Origin of the sequence: Christiangramia sp. OXR-203, from assembly GCF_034372165.1 — a bacterium.
Classification (GTDB): Bacteria; Bacteroidota; Bacteroidia; order Flavobacteriales; family Flavobacteriaceae; genus Christiangramia.
The window spans coordinates 1438640-1456151 of record NZ_CP139698.1 but is presented as its reverse complement, the minus strand read 5'-3'; the positions used below and the strand labels follow the sequence as shown (position 1 = coordinate 1456151).

Here is a 17512-nt window from a genome sequence, read left to right as displayed (position 1 = left end):
ACTACTGACACCTTACTGAATACGAGGGTTTATAGCGGGTAATTAAGAAAATTGAATAATTACCCATCTTACTGAGGTAATTGGTAGATATAACAATTAAGTAAGCAACTCTAAAACCCAACGTGTCACAGACCTGGGTAGATGGGTAATTAAAAATCGAAAAAATGAACTTAAAAACTATATCGTGGAGTAGCGCCCGTAATATTTGTATCATAAAAACACTCGCGAAATTAGGGCACTACCCCACCAAAATATCGGAAAAAGAAGCTTGGTTTCTGAGTCCCCTTCGGTCAGAAACGCAAGCCTCTTTCAATGTTTCTTTAAATAAAAATCTTTGGTACGATTACGGACTAGGAAAGGGTGGTAACACGATTGACCTTATAATAAGCATCAAGAGGTGTTCGTTTCATGATGCCCTTATCTTATTGTCCAAGGGTGAATTTGACTTTTCTTTTTGCCCGCCAATGGTTGTAAAAACGAAGCATCCAAAAAATAGTATATCTGTCAATCGTTGCCTCAACCTAAATCACCCAGCCTTGCTTAATTATATTATGTCAAGGGGTATTCCATTAAGTGTTGCAGGAACCTATTGCAAGGAAGTTTGGTATGAGATTAATTGCCAGCAATATTTCGCTATAGGACTGAAAAATCATTTAGGTGGATGGGAACTCAGAAACAAGTATTACAAAAATTCCTCTTCTCCAAAATCATATAGTTCTATCCAACATTCTTCAGATCGATTATTAGTTACAGAAGGGATTTTTGATTTTCTATCTCTGGCCGTTATGAAGACAGATATCGTAAAAAATTCTGATTGTATTGTACTTAATTCATTGGCTTTTATCAAAGACATCGACCAATTATTCTACAAATATTCGGAAGTATTGTTATTCCTGGATAATGATTCAGCAGGAGAAAATGCAACAAGAAGACTCTTAGAACATTATGATAACGTTTCTGATAACAGTCAATTTTACTCCGGCTATTCCGATCTAAACGAAAAATTAATAAGCCATGTTGGAAAAGTATAATAGCATCAATCAGAAAGAATTTGGAACTGAGGAAATTAAGGGAATTCCAAAGTCTGAAAAGGATCAGAAAGAACTTATAGTGCCTGCTACAAATTTAGAAGATAATGCAAGATGTGTGCCTGTGGGCACAATCTTGATTACTCCCGATGGTCGCAATAACAAAAGAGAGAGGTTTAAGGGCAAAAGTGAATTTATAAAATTTAGATGCTCTATCTATGAAAAGAAGATGCTGAGAGTTAGAGCAAAACAAAGCGGACTTTCGTTAAGTGAATTCTGTAGAAGGGCGATCTATGAAAAAGAGATCAAAGAAAGACTTTCTGATGATCAGATTGAGATTTATAAAACACTGTTGAAGTTTCATAACAATTTTAAATCTATCGGAAATATGTTCCGGAAAAAGGATCCGAAATTATCCGGTACCGTATATAAGTTAGCCGAGGAAATAAAAAGCCACCTTCAAAATTTAAACCGATGATAGGTAAGGGAAAAGCCATTTCACATACCCAGGTAAGTATGCAATATGGCTGGGATCAAGAAAAAAATGCACAGGTAGTCTATGCTCAAAATATAGCGGGAGATTCTCCTAAAGAGATTACAGCAGAATTTAAACTAACACAGGATCTAAACATTAATTGTGAAAAGAATACTCTCTCCTTTATCATTAGTCCCACTATTGAAGACGGAAAAACTTTGGATAAAAAAGCGCTATCTAAAGTATGCCAGGAATTTATGAAGGAAATGCGACTTAAAGATCGTCAGGCTATTGGATTTGTTCATCTAGACAAGGCTCATAAACACATTCATTTATATGTAAATAGAATTGATTTCCAGGGCAAGGCTTATAATGATAGCTTCATTGGTAAAAGAAGTCAAGTAGCAGCAGAGAAAGTTGCCGATCGAATGCAGTTGACAACTGTAAAACAGGTACAGTGGGAAAAAGATCATAACCTACAAGCCATTAGAACGGAGATTAAAAGGAGGCATGATCTAACCATGCGCCAATTTAAACCCCGAACGTTCCAGGATTATATCAAAGCAATGGAAACTAACGGTGTGAAGGTAATTCCCAGTATCAACAAGGCTGATAAACTTCAGGGTTTTAGATTCGAATTCGATAACTATAACCTTAAAGGCAGCGAAGTACATCGTAGCATGACCGGAGGGAACATTGGCAAACAACTATCCGGGGATAAAAACATAAAACAGTTTATAAATGAAAATACTACGCTACAATTAGCAGGTAAAACGGTCCAACTTTCTACCGGCATGTTGCGGACAATGGTAAAAGAAGTAATTAAAAAAACGATCTCAAAGACAATAGATATTGGAATGGGAATTTAAATTAAATAATGATGACGAAATTAGAACAATTAAGTGAACTGTTAGTTTCAGAAATTAGCCAGTTTGAGAAAACTGTTGAGTTACTAAAAAAAATTCAAGCGGAGAATATAGGTGTCGATATAAGTGGCTTAGAAAACTTGTTCAAACAAAATCAGTTGTATCTAGATGATATAGTAGCTAATCATATCAAGGAAATGAAAAATCTAGGAGGAAACTTGCAAAAATCTAAAACATATCCTCTATGGGCTTTAATACTTTTTATTGCATCATTACTAACTAATGTGATTCTAACATATACCTTATTCTTAAAAATATAACCTGAACTATATTACTGTATAAAGTACCCAATTTCAAAGTATCGTTAAATTGGATATAGCATTACTCAAATTCGTGTAGTAGTTAATACTGAAAAAACCTAAGGTTAAGCGAATTCAGAGAATGGTAAAAAAATTAAAGCTGTTGATTAATATTCCTTTCTAAACCGTTCCCCTATAAATGGAGTATAGAAAAACATGACTTAAATCGATAAAAAAACCTGATTCTCTTATAACTAAAATACCAAAGAAACTTTGGCTCCTTTCTCATGCAAATTGTCAATTTGAATTTTGCCGCCATGTAAGGTCATGATCTGCCTGGATAGGCTTAAGCCTATACCGCTCCCCTTTTCTTTTGTAGTGAAAAATGGGACAAACATCTGATCTTGAATTTCAAGAGGAATTCCTGACCCATTATCGATGACGGCAATCAATATCTTGCCATTCGGTTTTTTTACAGCCATCACAATTACTTCTGGTTTTTCTGTTCTTTCACATGCTTCCACAGCATTTAGAATAAGATTGATTATGACCTGCTCCATAAGATATGTATCTATCTCTATCTCCAGTGCTTCATCTGCAAGCCTAAATTCTAGCGCTACATGCTTATTTTTTAGCTGAGCCCTCATAAGATGTTCTAAATCATCAAAAACATCCTTAATCAAGACTTTCTCAAGGTTCAAGCTTGTAACTTTATTGAGGCTGCGGTACGTTTTAGCAAACTTCAGTAAACCTTCACTTCGTTTTTCAATACTCGAAAGACCAGCGTCCAAATCCTCGATGTCCAATTTATTAGTTTTTGGATTTTCCTGATGTATTTGTACTTGGAATTTTAAAGTATTGGCAAGGGAAGAAATTGGTGCAATGGAATTCATGATTTCATGGGTCATCACACTTAATAGCTTTTTCCAAGCTTCAGATTCGGTTTTATTTAACGTGTCTTCTATATTGTGAAGTACCACGAGCTTAAAACACTTGTCGCCTATTTGAAAAATGCTATTAGAAAGAAGCACCTTAATAGTTTCTTTTTGCACACTTATTTCTATCGCGGTAGGCTTCGGATAAAATTTGTCGAAAATTAGTTGATAAACTTCAGGGTTTCGGCTCGAAACAAAACTGATATTCTTAAAGGAAGGAAATTCAAGGGTGTTCTGAAATGAGCCATTGGACCAAAGCACCTTTCCACTTTCAGTTTCATATGCCATAATACCGATATCGACAAGTTCCAGTATTTTTTGAAGATAAAGATATTGTGTCTCTTTTTCAGAATTTATCTTACGTACAACTTCATTTACAGTATTAAACCCCTCATAAAATAGTCGTATATCTTTAGTTTTATTTTCAGCTAGATACTGTCGGGAAAAATCACGGTACTTAACCGATTCAAAAAAATCATCGATGACTTCAAATCGCTTACTTAGAAATCTGAATAATTCGTAAACTGAGATGATAGTGAGCAACAAGCTGAAAATGCCTGCTATATACCATAGCTTAAAAAAACAAAACAATCCCGTACTAAGCAGTCCGACAAGGATTAAAATACGTAGGAAAATGCCTGTATGACAGCTTTTAAAGGTCATATTTGTCTAGTCTACGGTATAAGGCGGCCCTAGTAATACCTAACTCCTTTGCCGATTTTGAAATATTTCCCTTATTCTTATCGATCACCTTTAGAATTGTATTCTTCTCAACAGTCTCCAAACGCATATCGTTAATTTCTTCATACTGCAGCTTGCTTTCAATGGGTGAAAAGGAAAGATCGCTAGCTCTTAGTAAATTGGACTCGGACATAATCACAGCTCTTTCAATTACAAATTGTAATTCCCTTACATTTCCAGGAAAGGCATGATTTTTCAGCTTTTTTAAAAATCCCTGTTCCAATTTAAAAGGTCCTCTATCATATTTTTCTGAATACTGGTCCAGAAAATACCTGGTTAGCAAAGTCACATCAGTACCTCTGGCCCTCAGAGGAGGAATAATAAGATCTACTGTATTAATGCGGTAGATAAGATCTTTTCTAAATTTATTTTCATCAGAAAGTTCAGAAATATCCAGGTTCGTAGCACAAATTAACCGAATATCGACAGGGATACTTTCATTCGATCCTAATGGAGTAATATACCTGTTCTGCAGCACCGTAAGCAACCTTGCCTGTTGGCTAAGACTAATATTACCAATCTCATCTAAAAACAATGTGCCTCCATTGGCAGCTTCGAAACGACCTTTTCGATCTTCACGAGCATCAGTAAATGCTCCTTTATTATATCCAAATAATTCGCTTTCAAATAAAGTGGAAGTGAGTGCACCAACATCTACTTTTATAAACGCCTTATTTTTCCTCTTGGAGTTTTCATGAATTGCTTTAGCCACAAGGTCTTTACCCGTACCGTTCTCGCCCAGAACTAGAACATTGGCATCTGTAGGAGCAACCTTTTTTATTTTAGAAAAAACCTGCTGAATTTCCTCGCTCTCCCCCACTATTTTCTCTCCTTTCGTATTCGATTTTAGTGATTTTGAACCGGCTGTTTTTCTATTCTGAAGCATTTCTCGAATAGATTCAATCACTTTCTGATTCTGCCAGGGTTTCACGATAAAGTCTGAGGCTCCTTCTTTTAATGAACGAATGGCAAGATCAATATCACCATAAGCAGTAATGAGAATCACATCGGTAGCCGGATCAATGTCTTTTATCTTATTTAGCCAGAAAATACCTTCGTTCCCGGTGTTCACCAATCCATTAAAATTCATATCAAGAATGATAATTTCAAATTTCTTTTCAGAAATGATCGACGTAAGATTTCCGGGGTTCTTTTCGGTTAAAATTTCAGCTACAAAAGGTTTTAACAATAGCCGCATCGCCGTTAGCACGTCTGTATCATCGTCTATCACCAGTATTTTAGCGTCCTTTAGCTGCATAGACACAATATTACGATTTTCTTTAGAGGCTGATCGAGTTTCAAAAGCAGAAATATATTTAAGCTTAAAATTGTATTGTCACCGAACATACAGTGTATCAAAATCGAACACCTTAAAGTTTAAAATAAAACATAACTTACTGATATAACGCGTTTTAAACTTATGGCATCATATTAACTATCAATTAAGAGGAAACAATTATTTTATGGACATACCTTTAGAAAAGAAACGCTTCACACCCAAAAGAATAGGAATTATCGCCGGCTGTATTATTATTGCCGCTTTGATACTTTTTGTCCTTTTTTCCTCTACCGGAAATTCTAAACTGAACGTAGAAAAAGAACGAATTAGCATAAGCGAAGTTCAAAATGGTAATTTCCAGGAAAATATTCCTGTGAACGGTGTGGTACTGCCAATCAATACTATATATCTGGACGCGATGGAAGGTGGTCGCGTGGAAGAACGTTTTGTGGAAGACGGCGCGATGATGAAAAAAGGAGAACCTATAATTCGATTGTCTAATACCGATCTCGAACTAAGCCTCGTAAACCAGGAAACCCAGGTTTATAATTTACTTACACAAATGCAGATCTCTCAGAATGCTGCCAGACAAAACACCATTAATAAAAGGAATAATCTAACCGACGTAGAGAATAATCTGATCGAAGCTAAACGTAAATATCAGCTCAATAAAAAACTGCTAGACAAAGGAGCCGTTGGTCGGCAGGATTATATAGAATCTGAAAATAATTTCAATTATCAAAAAGAGAAATTCCAGCTGGCAAGGGAAGTATTGGCTCAGGATTCAACTTCCAGTAAACAGGAATCGCAGCAGGCTCGTGAATCTTATGAAAGAACTAGAAAAGCTTTGGAGCTAATGCGCAGAAAAGTAGGAGATTTAGTAGTGAAAGCTCCGGTTGATGGGCAGCTTACTGCGCTTGATGCCGAAATTGGACAATCCAAGCAAAAAGGTGAACGCCTGGGACAAATTGATGTTATTAGTGGTTATAAGGTTCGTGCTGAAATTGACGAACATTATATTTCCAGGATTTTTACCGGCCAGCGTGGTTCTTTCGATTTCAACGGAGAATCTTATGCACTGGAGATCAAGAAAGTTTATACCCAGGTTTCTAATGGAAGATTCCAGGTAGATATGCATTTTATTGATGGTGTCCCGGAGAATATACGTCGTGGACAAAGTCTTCAGATTAAACTGGCGCTGAGTCAGGAGAAAGAAGCAGTGCTGGTATCTAAAGGAGGATTTTTTCAGCAAACAGGAGGAAACTGGATCTTTAAAGTTTCCGAAGATGGAGAAACAGCCTATAAAACACAGATTCGCCTTGGCAGCCAGAATACTGAATATTACGAAGTCCTGGAAGGAATTGCACCAGGAGACAAAGTGATTACCTCCAGCTATTCTAACTTTGGAGATATCGAAGAGTTAGTTTTGGAATAATGTCACGAATTTGAAATTAATAACGTCTATAAAAAATTACAGATAAATCAATTAAAAATGATAAAAATCACCAACCTCGAAAAATATTACACAACCGAAGAGGTACAAACCATCGCCCTTAATAAACTTTCCTTTGAAGTTAAAGAAGGAGAATTTGCTGCCATCATGGGACCTTCCGGTTGTGGAAAATCAACATTACTGAATATACTCGGATTACTAGACGATCCCGATGGAGGTAGCTACTTATTCAACGGTACGGAAGTCGCAGGCTTTAATGAGCGCCAGAGAGCCAAGCTTAGAAAGCACAATATAGGTTTCGTATTTCAAAGCTTTAATCTCATTGATGAACTTAGTGTTTTTGAGAATGTGGAGCTGCCCTTGATCTATACCGGCGTAAAGCCTGCCGAACGGAAAGAACGTGTTCATCAGGTTCTTGAAAAGATGCAAATTATGCACCGTAGAAAACATTTTCCACAACAATTATCGGGAGGACAGCAACAAAGAGTGGCAGTTGCCAGGGCTGTGGTGAACAATCCAAAACTCATACTTGCCGATGAGCCAACCGGAAACCTAGACAGTAGCAACGGAAACGAAGTAATGGACCTTTTAACCGAACTCAACGAAGCAGGAACCACCATCATCATGGTTACCCACAGTGAGCACGACGCTAAATTCAGTCATCGTATCATCAGGATGCTGGACGGGCAAAAGGTAACAGAAAATGTATTAGTCTAAGGGGTTCATTCATCAATCAAAAAAACATGTTCAGAAATTATTTCAAAATCGCCTGGAGAAGTCTGAAAAAGCAGCCCTTTTTCACCTTGATCAACACTTTAGGACTAGCTATAGGAATGGCGGGAAGTTTGTTAATTGCTCTCTACATCTATCAAGAGATGCATTATAACGACATGTTCGCAGATGCTAACCGTATCTATAGAATAGATATGGATATCAAATTCGGTGGGGCAGAAATTAAAAGCGGTGAAACATCTCCACCAATGGCGCAAACCTTAAAAAAAGATTTTCCTGAGGTTGAAAATACTGTCCGCTTTAGGACCCTGGGAAGTAACCTATTTAGAAATATCGATAAAACCACCAATCTTAAAGAGCTTTCTACCACTTATGTAGATTCTAGCTTTTTCGAAATGTTCGGTCTCGAACTAATAAACGGAAATAGAGAATCGGCGCTAAAAGATCCCAATACGCTGGTTATGACCAGAACGGCTGCAGAAAATCATTTTGGAAGTGTCGACGTTGTAGGTAAGAGGCTTTTATTGAATAATGAAGACACCTATATTGTGACTGGTGTAATGGAAGATCTTCCTGAAAACTCTTTCCTCAAGGATTACAGCATGTTTATGGCCATGGCGGGAAATGTTGCCTCACGGGAAAATATTTGGGGTAGCCACAACTATTATACATACATCAAACTATCGCCAGAAACCAATCTTGATAATTTTCAGCTACAGCTAGACGGTTTGCTAGATAAGTACGTCCTGCCCTGGGCTCAAAAAACGTTTCCAGGAATGACAAAGGAATCTTTCGCAGCATCCGGAAATTACATCAGGTATCATACAATAGCACTAACTGATATTCATCTTTATTCTGAAAATCAGCTTGAAATGGGCGAAAAAGGCGCGATCCAAAACATCTATATTCTATCATTTATTGGATTTTTCTTGATTTTTTTAGCATGTGTAAATTTTATGAATTTGTCCACCGCGCATTCCCTAAAAAGATCCAAAGAAGTAGGAATACGTAAAACATTAGGATCCAACAGGGTTCAGTTAATAGTGCAATTCTTAACAGAATCTGGCATTGTAGTTTTTAGCTCATTGATTCTAGCCATCATAATAGCATTTATTGCCTTACCATTTTTCAATGATATAGCTGGTAGAAATATTAGTATACCTTTTACAGAGCCTTTATTCTATGTTACACTTTTAAGCATCACATTTCTCCTCGCACTTTTTTCTGGTAGTTATCCAGCCTTTGTTATATCCCGTTTTATTCCAGTAGATACACTTAAAGGATATAGCGTAAAGAACAATAATAAATGGAATATTAGAAGCATGCTCGTTGTATTCCAGTTTGGAGTTGCTGTTTTTTTGATTGTTGGTACCCTGGTTGTTTTTCAGCAATTGGAGTTTATACAAAATAAAGATCTGGGTTTTGAGAAAGAACAGGTTTTAGTGATCAATGACGCATATGCTGCTGAACAAAACCTAAATGCGCTTAAACAGGATATAATCAATCTGAGTTCTGTTAAAAGTGTTACAGTGAGTAGTTTCATGCCAACCCCATCTGCACGATCTAACAGCTCCCTTTTCAGGGAAAATGCCATGGATCAACAGTATGCCATCCAAATGCAAACCTGGAATGTGGATGAAAATTATTTGAAAACATTAAACCTTGAGTTAATCGCCGGTCGTAATTTTAATGCTCAAACTGCAGCAGATTCTACTGCCCTTATCATTAACGAATCTACACTAGCAACATTGGGTCTAAACGCAAAGGAAGCTCTTGGTGTAAGAGTTACCGAAGAGGTTGAACGTGAAAACCCTGAATTCTACCATATCATAGGCGTAATTAAAGATTTTCATTATGAATCCCTTCGTGAAGATATAGGTGCTCTTGGACTATTCCTTGATAAATCTAGTGGATCTATGGCCATCAAATTAAAAACAAATGATCTTACCAGCGTCCTTACCAATATTGAAAACCTTTGGACAGAAAGAGCTCCTGGGCAACCTTTCAATTATCGCTTTATGGATGACGCATTTGAAGCATCCTACAAAGAGGAACGTCGTCTGAGCAGAATCTTTATAGTGTTTACAGGCTTATCAATATTTATCGCTTGTCTTGGCCTTTTTGCTCTAGCCGCATTCAACGCCCAAAATAAAACGAAAGAAATAGGAGTACGGAAAGTTTTAGGTGCCAGTGTTAGCCAAATTACTATAGACTTAACAACGGACTTTCTAAAACTTGTAGCAATTGCTATTCTTATTGCTATACCATTTGGATGGTATTTTATGGATATGTGGTTACAAGATTTTTCATACCGCATTCAGATAGGTTGGGAAATATTAAGTTTTTCAGCACTCCTGGTTATAACTGTAGCTATAATAACAGTAAGCTATCAAAGTGTTAAGGCGGCGATTGCGAATCCCGTTAAAAGCTTAAGAACAGAGTAAATTATCACTAAAAGTCCATCATGATAAAGAATTATCTAAAAATAGCGTTGAGAAGTCTTCAGAAAAACAAATTGCAGACTATTATAAATCTACTGGGTTTGACAGTTGGAACTGTTTGCTGCCTAAGCATTCTGGTTTACGTTTTTGCTCAATTTGGATATGACCAACAATTTTCCGATTCCTCCTCTATTTACCGAATTAATACATCTATAAAAGAACATAATGAAGGTAAACTCTCTGCTGGAACTTCACCACCCATCGCATTCGCGATGAAAGAGGATTTTCCAGAGGTCTCCGAAGCTACCAGGGTGGTATATTTTGGCTCAGGCAATGCAGGTCTGCTTCGGAATCCTGAATCTGGTGAATCTTTTTATGAGAACCGGGGTTATTTAGCTGATTCTACATTCTTTAAAATTTTCGATTATCCGTTTGTGGAAGGCACATCTAAAGCTTCGCTTACCGCGCCAAATACGGTTGTACTTTCAGAATCATTATCCCGAAAATTTTTCGGAGATGAAGGAGCTTTAAATAAAACCCTCATATTAGGAAGTGGCGATGAGGAACAGCGACTGGTGGTAACCGGGGTATTTAGGGAAGATTTTGGTAATTCACATCTTCGACCAAATTATATTCTTACAATGAATTCTGGCGGACTCGGGCAGCACGTTAGAAATGTACAAAATTTCGCTACAGAAAATTTTGCCATGAGCTATGTGAAATTGAAGCCGGGAGCAAGTCCTGAAAATCTAGAGAGAAAATTTTCAGAATTCCTGCAAAGACATGGCGCAAAGGATTTTGCGATGGTTGGTTTTCATAAATCGCTCAATCTTCAGAATATTACTGATATTCATTTATACTCAAAAGATATAAGCAATCAGCTTAGCCCTGTTTCTGATATTAACTTTTTATACGTTCTACTTCTTCTGGCGCTATTTATTCAGCTAGTTGCCTGTATCAATTTTATTAATTTGAGTACAGCGCGTGCAGGTAAAAGGGCCCGAGAGATTGGGGTACGAAAGGTTATTGGAGCTGACAAAAGTTCCTTAATAAAGCAATTTTTAGGGGAATCGCTATTACTCTCGTTATTTGCATCCTTAATTAGTATCCCATTCACTTCAATGGTATTGCCTTTTGTGAACACAATCACTGAGGGTAATATCAGTTTCACCGCTTTGTTCGACTGGAAAATCCTGATTGCTCTCTTACTGCTAGGAATTCTAACAGGGCTTATAGCCGGAATTTATCCTGCTTTTATATTATCAGGTATTAAACCCATCAAAGTTTTAAAATCATCAGTGAATCTGAATCTAGGCAATGGTGACCTTCGAAAAGCGCTAGTGGTGTTCCAGTTCGTAATTTCGATAGGACTAATAAGCTCCGTTATTATTATCACTCAGCAGGTGAAATATTCCCAGAAACTGGACATGGGTTTTAGTAAAGAAAACCTTATCGCTATGCGTTTGGGAACAGAAACTGTTTCGAGAAGGTTTAAGGCAATAAAGGAAAGTTTTGAATCCATCAGTGGTATCGGGAATGTTGCGGGATCCAATTATTATCCCACTGAGTTTATTATGGGAGATATGGGTATGACGCTTCCAGGTGGTAGTCTTAAAGATCGCACGTTGGTTCACTATCACGGCGTAAGCCCAAATTACCTTGAAACTGTTAAAACCAAACTGCTGGTTGGTCGAGGATTGAACACGAACGATGGAAATCAGATATTGGTTAATCAGACAACCCTTGATGCTTTTGGAATTCCTCTTGATAAAGCGGTTGGATCCAGACTTGTAGACACTAATGGCGATGAGTCCGATTCGTACGAAATTATTGGTGTTACCGAAGATTATCGATTTGGAACTTTGAAAGATGCCATTGAGCCATTGTTACTATATAACGAAACCCAACCTGGCTGGATTATTTTACGTACAGATACTGAAGATTTTGAAACACTCCTCGCAAACCTAAAACGTTCCTGGGAAAGCATAAATCCTAACACGCCATTTATATACAATTTTGTAGATAAAGAAGTAGAGAAGTTATATGCTGAAGAAAAAAAATTGGCGACAATTTCTGTTGTATTTACCGCACTAGCAATTCTAATTAGTTGTCTTGGACTATTCGGCCTCGTTTCCTTTGTAGCTGAACAAAAGAAAAAAGAAATCGGGATCAGAAAAGTTCTTGGGGCAAATGTGAGAAATATAGTGCAACTGCTCACCAAAGATTTTATCGGTTTAGTGTTGATTGCATTTCTAATTGCTTCGCCTCTCGCCTATTTCTTAATGTCTAACTGGTTAGAAGATTTTCCAAACCGAATAAGTATAGAATGGTATGTATTCGTTATAGCTGGAACCGTGGCTTTACTATTAACGCTTCTTACGGTAGGTTCCCAGGCAATAAAAGCTGCAGTTTCCAATCCAATTAAGAATATGAGAACAGAATAGTTATGATAAAAAATTATTTTATAATCGCATGGCGCAGTCTCTGGAAAGAGAAGACCTATACATTCCTGAATTTATTTGGCCTATCCGTTGCTTTCGGAGTAGCCATTCTTCTAACAGTATATGCACTTTTTGAACTTTCTTATAACAAATTCCACGAAAATGCGGATACTATTTATCAGGTTTATCGCACAGAGTATACCCCAAAGGGGCCACAGCCAGGAATCGCACAACCTCTACCCTTCGCAAAAGCATTGCAAGATGAAGTTCCGGGAGTTAAAAGTATAACTCGCTTTAATGGTGGCAGTGTTTTAGCTAGTATCGGTGAAAACCAGGTGCATTTACAATCTGCCTTTGTGGATCCTGAATTCTTTTCCATATTCACCTTTCCAATTATTAAAGGTGATCAAAATCCGGTTTCTGGAAAATCAGAGATTGCTCTTTCTGAAAAAGCTGCGAAAACACTTTTCGGAACAAAGGAAGCATTAGGTAAATTGGTCAATATTTTTATTGATGAAAAGGAAGTTCCTTTCACAGTAACTACAATAATGGAAGATGTTCCTGTAGAAAGTAATATCTCTTTCGATATCGCACTTAATTTTCAAAGTCAACCGTACCATGCTTATGAAAGAAATGTTGGAAGTTGGGATAATTCCAACCACGAAGTTTATCTGCAGCTGGAAAAAGGAATCTCTCCTCATCAATTCGAAAACGCTACCCAGGATTTTACAAATCTACATTACCAAAATGATATTACTAATGCCAAGAGAGATGGTGCAAAGCCTAACCAAGACGGTCAGTATATTCAGCAAAGACTCTTATCTGTAAAGGACCTAAATTTCGTAAAGATAGAAAACGGGATGGCTGTACCCAGTAGAATCTATCCATATCTGATCTTGTCGATAGCATTCTTAATCCTATTTATCGCTAGCGTTAATTTTATCAATATGAACATTGCTAAAAGTTCACGGCGTCTACGTGAAATAGGAATGCGTAAAACTCTCGGTGCTAATAAAAGTCAACTATTCTTTCAATTTTGGGGAGAAAGTATACTTATATTTCTGAGTGCACTGATAATTGGGTTGTTCGTATCCAATCTACTACTAAAGCCATTTCAGACTTTATTTAACACCAAAGCTACTTTTTCTGATATTGTTAGTTTGACGAATATTATCGGGTTTATAGTTACCCTAGTTATAATTACTTTAATCGCTGGCGGGTATCCTGCACTTCTCTTGAGTAAAATTGGCACTCTAAAAGCTTTAAAAGGAAAGATTCAGGTAAATGGAGGTAACAGGTTGCGAAATGCTCTTATAGTAGTCCAGTTTAGTATAGCAATTCTTCTTATTAGTGGGACGCTGGTGCTATGGAATCAGCTTGAGTTTATGAGAAACAAAGATCTAGGTTTCAATAAAGAACAGGTCATCGCTTTTCCACTAAACGGAAAACGAGAAGACTTTCAGGCTATGCAACTACTGCGAAATGAACTCCAGAATAAACCTGAAGTAATTAGTGTTTCAGCAAGTAATAATATCCTCGGAATAGGAAAGGACCGTTCTACTACCACCAGTGTAACAGGTTTTGAACATAAAGGACGTGTGGTAAAAACTAACATTTTAATAGTAGATAAAGATTATTCAAAAACTGTAGATCTGGAAATAATGCAGGGAAGAAGCTTTGATAATGCAAGAGCGTCAGACAGTCTCTCTGTGCTCATTAATGAAGCTATGGCCAAAGAGTTAGATGAAAAGGAGCCTTTGACGGCACGTCTTGGTATCATGGAAGACCGGCAGTATTCAGTAATTGGAATAATTAAAGACTTTAATTTCCAATCCTTGGATAAGGAAGTAGAACCACTTACTATTTTCTTAAATCCAAATTGGAATTTACGGTATGCATATGTAAAAGTATCGCCCAACAATTTATCAGATTCATTTAATGAAGTAAAAACTGCTTGGAATATAATTGAACCTAATGCTGAATTTCTAGGTTCCTTCTTAGATGAAAATATTGACCGTACCCTAGAGAAAGAGCGCAACATGACTACCATGATTACTGCTGGGTCTATAATCGCCATCATTCTTAGCTGTGTGGGACTTTTCGCTATATCGTTACTTGTTGTTTCCCAAAGAAGAAAAGAAATAGGTATTCGTAAAGTTGTAGGTGCTAGTGTTGGAAAAATCACTGTTTTGCTAACTACAGATTTCTTAAAACTAGTTGTCGTTGCTTTTTTGATTGCAACTCCAATTGCATGGTATTTTAGCAACGAGTGGCTTCAGAATTATCCCTACCGAATGAATTTGAGCCTATGGATCTTTGCTGCAGCTGGAATTATTGCACTCATTATCGCCATATTGACAATTAGTTTTAGAACTATTCGTGCGGCTATGCAGAACCCGGTTAAATCATTAAGAACTGAATAATCATGATTAAAAATCATTTCAAAATAGCGTGGAGAAGTTTATGGAATACGAAATCGTATACCTTGATAAATATCGCAGGTTTATCTGCTGGTTTGGCCAGTTTTATAATCGTGCTTTTGTACCTGAATTATGAGCTAAGCTATGACACCTGGTCACCAGAACTGGAAAATGTCTACCGCGTGAGCATGGAAAATGATGGTGATGTACAAAATCAAACTCCTGCACCATTAGCTTCATTTCTAGGCGAAAAGTATCCAAAGATCGAGGCGTCCACCTCTATGCAGGGAGCTGGTGAATACGAAGTGCTGATTAATGGAAATGGTAAACGTATTTATCATCAAGGCTTTGCCTCTGCAGACTCTCTTTTTTTAAAGGTATTCCCTTATCAACTTCTCCAGGGTGATAGAAGTACTGCGCTAAATGCTCCAAATTCAGTCATTCTAAGTAAGGAACTAGCTACCACTCTTTTTGGTGAAACCAATCCTATGGGACAAACCGTCAAAGTTTTTGATGCCATGGAGGGAGTGGTCACGGGAATTATTCAATTACCAAAGACACCTTCACACCGCCAGGTTCATTTAATCATGCGGGATCCTTATGAGAAACAGAATTTTTTCTGGAATAATCATTCCTATGAGACCTATATCAAAGTAAACCAGAACATAGCTTCTACGCAGTTGGAAGAAGATCTTAATCGTATATATTTTGAAGAGAGAATAAAAAAAGACGAAGATTTAAATAAAGCTTATTTAGAGACAGGAGATAGATTCACACTGTTTACGGACGCCGTACCCGATATTCAGAATTTTTCCAAATACGGTACAAGCAATATTGAAACGCTATCGATACTTTTTATACTTGCCGTCTTACTACTCCTTGCAGGTGCTGTCAACTTCAGCAATCTCAACGTCGCGAAATCTATTGGCCGCGCCAAAGAAGTTGGAGTAAGAAAAGTACTGGGGTCAGGGAAAAGAAGTCTGGTTTTTCAGTTCATGGTAGAAACTGCACTGCAATGCATGATAAGCTTTGTGATTGCAGCGGTATTAATTTTGTTATTCCTACCCTATGTAAATAACGCTCTCAACCTTCAGCTTAATTTCTGGCAGCAAAATTCCTGGGTGCTTTTAGGTCAAATAGGAATCTGTTTAATAGTGATCATACTGCTCTCGGGGATTTACCCTTCCTTTTATCTTTCAAGATTCAATATCATCAATGTTCTAAAAGATAATTTTTCTGGCGGAAATAAACGGACAGGGCTTCGGAATGTCTTGCTGGTATTTCAATTTGTAGTAACCGCTTTTTTTATTGTGGCAATTCTAGGTGTAAATAAGCAGCTTGATTATATGCAACATGCTGATAAAGGCTTCTCCGAAGACCAGATATTGCGTATTGAAACCACACAGGCAACCCGGGAACAGGGATTTCAGAAAACCAGAGAAGAATTATTAGCTATTCCCGGAGTGAGCAATGTTGTGAAAACTACCACGGTTCCAGGAGATAAAATTGCAGATTCCTCTACCTACAATTTTCAATTTAGAGGAGAAGAAGTACGCATGGGATCGGTGAAAGTGAGTACTGAATATTTCGAAGCTTTAGAAGTGCCTTTGATAAACGGCAGATATTTTAATGATAGTTATGCCGACCAAAACACGCGCAGTGCAGTTATTAATGAAACTGCTGCAAGAAAATTGGGTGTAGGGAATCCTTTGGGAAAAACGATCTCATTTGGCGGATGCGATGAAGGTGATGTGAAAATAGTGGGGATCGTTAAAGACATTAATGTGCACGGATTTGAATCTGCAATTAAGCCAATGGTGTATACTATCGAAAATAAAGCCTGTATGTATCAATCTGGCGGAGCGATTTTACTGAAATTAAATTCAGATAAAGTCCAGGCTACGGTTGCTGCTATTTCCACCAAATGGAAATCTATAGAACCACAATTTCCTATTCGATATACATTCCTGGACAGCAATTTTCAGCAATTATTTATCTCTTATTTCAGACTTCAAAAAATCCTGAATTTCTTTGGAATTATTGCAGTGCTGATTTCCGTGATGGGGTTATTTGCCCTTACTGCTTTTACGATTAAACAAAGGGATAAAGAAATTGGAATTCGGAAAGTTCTGGGCGCTAAGGTCTCAAGTATAGTGGCTCTTATTACCAAAGATTTTATGATGCTACTAATACTGGCCATCCTTATTGCTATTCCTCTAGGTTGGTACGCAATGGATAGATGGCTTGAGAATTTCGCCTATAAAACCGAGCTAAGCCTGTGGATTTTTATAGTGGCAGCAGGCTCTATTTTTGGAATAGCGGTCTTAACGGTAAGTATGAAAACTATAAAAACCGCAATGAAAAACCCGGTAAAAAGTTTAAGAACTGAATAATCATCAACA

12 protein-coding genes are annotated in these 17512 nt (G+C 37.3%); 10 read left to right on the top strand and 2 right to left on the bottom strand.

The genetic code is table 11. From position 1 onward, the window contains the following. Positions 1-164: 164 nt before the first annotated feature. From T8I65_RS06545 to T8I65_RS06530, 4 genes are read left to right on the top strand one after another with little or no spacing between them, the layout of a single operon-like run. Positions 165-1031, top strand: coding sequence for a toprim domain-containing protein (locus T8I65_RS06545; RefSeq protein ID WP_322302597.1), 867 nt, complete (start codon positions 165-167; stop codon positions 1029-1031). Next, positions 1015-1506 (top strand): mobilization protein MbpA, encoded by a 492-nt coding sequence (mbpA, locus tag T8I65_RS06540; protein WP_322302596.1) that lies wholly within the window; start codon positions 1015-1017, stop codon positions 1504-1506. The genes T8I65_RS06545 and mbpA overlap by 17 nt, the downstream gene beginning before the upstream one ends. Beyond that, positions 1503-2372 (top strand): relaxase/mobilization nuclease domain-containing protein, encoded by an 870-nt coding sequence (locus tag T8I65_RS06535; protein WP_322302595.1) that lies wholly within the window; start codon positions 1503-1505, stop codon positions 2370-2372. The genes mbpA and T8I65_RS06535 overlap by 4 nt, the downstream gene beginning before the upstream one ends. A gap of 8 nt (positions 2373-2380) precedes the next feature. Continuing rightward, positions 2381-2689 (top strand): DUF6730 family protein, encoded by a 309-nt coding sequence (locus T8I65_RS06530; protein ID WP_322302594.1) that lies wholly within the window; start codon positions 2381-2383, stop codon positions 2687-2689. Positions 2690-2922: 233 nt separating this feature from the next. Here the strand turns inward: T8I65_RS06530 and T8I65_RS06525 are convergent, their stop codons facing one another. Both T8I65_RS06525 and T8I65_RS06520 read right to left on the bottom strand, forming a co-directional pair. Beyond that, complete coding sequence (locus T8I65_RS06525) at positions 2923-4266, bottom strand: HAMP domain-containing sensor histidine kinase (protein WP_322302593.1); 1344 nt, start codon at positions 4264-4266, stop codon at positions 2923-2925. Next, positions 4256-5602, bottom strand: a complete 1347-nt coding sequence (locus T8I65_RS06520; RefSeq protein WP_322302592.1) for a sigma-54 dependent transcriptional regulator — start codon at positions 5600-5602, stop codon at positions 4256-4258. The genes T8I65_RS06525 and T8I65_RS06520 overlap by 11 nt, the downstream gene beginning before the upstream one ends. A 205-nt stretch (positions 5603-5807) precedes the next feature. Between T8I65_RS06520 and T8I65_RS06515 the strand changes: the two genes are divergently transcribed. Genes T8I65_RS06515 through T8I65_RS06490 form a run of 6 tightly spaced genes read left to right on the top strand, consistent with a single transcriptional unit; the run spans position 5808 to position 17503 of the window. Next, on the top strand, positions 5808-7058 hold the full coding sequence (locus T8I65_RS06515; RefSeq protein WP_322302591.1) for an efflux RND transporter periplasmic adaptor subunit: 1251 nt from the start codon (positions 5808-5810) through the stop codon (positions 7056-7058). A 57-nt stretch (positions 7059-7115) separates the two neighbouring features. Then, positions 7116-7793 (top strand): ABC transporter ATP-binding protein, encoded by a 678-nt coding sequence (locus T8I65_RS06510; protein ID WP_298247311.1) that lies wholly within the window; start codon positions 7116-7118, stop codon positions 7791-7793. Positions 7794-7819: 26 nt separating this feature from the next. Continuing rightward, complete coding sequence (locus T8I65_RS06505) at positions 7820-10252, top strand: ABC transporter permease (protein ID WP_322302590.1); 2433 nt, start codon at positions 7820-7822, stop codon at positions 10250-10252. A 20-nt stretch (positions 10253-10272) separates the two neighbouring features. Then, entirely contained in the window at positions 10273-12693 is a 2421-nt protein-coding gene (locus T8I65_RS06500) for an ABC transporter permease (RefSeq protein WP_322302589.1), read from the top strand. Between the two features lie 2 nt (positions 12694-12695). Further along, positions 12696-15113 carry an FtsX-like permease family protein gene (locus tag T8I65_RS06495; protein WP_322302588.1) on the top strand — a complete coding sequence of 806 codons (2418 nt, stop codon included), beginning with the start codon at positions 12696-12698 and terminating at the stop codon, positions 15111-15113. A gap of 2 nt (positions 15114-15115) precedes the next feature. After that, entirely contained in the window at positions 15116-17503 is a 2388-nt protein-coding gene (locus T8I65_RS06490; RefSeq protein WP_322302587.1) for an ABC transporter permease, read from the top strand. Positions 17504-17512: the final 9 nt, after the last annotated feature.

What these genes read in the sequence shown, in the direction of transcription:
- T8I65_RS06500 (WP_322302589.1), top strand. Translation starts at nt 10,273, where the DNA reads ATGATAAAGAATTATCTAAAAATAGCGTTGAGAAGTCTTCAGAAAAAC.
- T8I65_RS06530 (WP_322302594.1), top strand. Translation starts at nt 2,381, where the DNA reads ATGATGACGAAATTAGAACAATTAAGTGAACTGTTAGTTTCAGAAATT.
- T8I65_RS06490 (WP_322302587.1), top strand. Translation starts at nt 15,116, where the DNA reads ATGATTAAAAATCATTTCAAAATAGCGTGGAGAAGTTTATGGAATACG.
- T8I65_RS06515 (WP_322302591.1), top strand. Translation starts at nt 5,808, where the DNA reads ATGGACATACCTTTAGAAAAGAAACGCTTCACACCCAAAAGAATAGGA.
- T8I65_RS06520 (WP_322302592.1), bottom strand. Translation starts at nt 5,602, where the DNA reads ATGCAGCTAAAGGACGCTAAAATACTGGTGATAGACGATGATACAGAC.
- mbpA (WP_322302596.1), top strand. Translation starts at nt 1,015, where the DNA reads ATGTTGGAAAAGTATAATAGCATCAATCAGAAAGAATTTGGAACTGAG.
- T8I65_RS06495 (WP_322302588.1), top strand. Translation starts at nt 12,696, where the DNA reads ATGATAAAAAATTATTTTATAATCGCATGGCGCAGTCTCTGGAAAGAG.
- T8I65_RS06505 (WP_322302590.1), top strand. Translation starts at nt 7,820, where the DNA reads ATGTTCAGAAATTATTTCAAAATCGCCTGGAGAAGTCTGAAAAAGCAG.
- T8I65_RS06525 (WP_322302593.1), bottom strand. Translation starts at nt 4,266, where the DNA reads ATGACCTTTAAAAGCTGTCATACAGGCATTTTCCTACGTATTTTAATC.
- T8I65_RS06510 (WP_298247311.1), top strand. Translation starts at nt 7,116, where the DNA reads ATGATAAAAATCACCAACCTCGAAAAATATTACACAACCGAAGAGGTA.
- T8I65_RS06535 (WP_322302595.1), top strand. Translation starts at nt 1,503, where the DNA reads ATGATAGGTAAGGGAAAAGCCATTTCACATACCCAGGTAAGTATGCAA.
- T8I65_RS06545 (WP_322302597.1), top strand. Translation starts at nt 165, where the DNA reads ATGAACTTAAAAACTATATCGTGGAGTAGCGCCCGTAATATTTGTATC.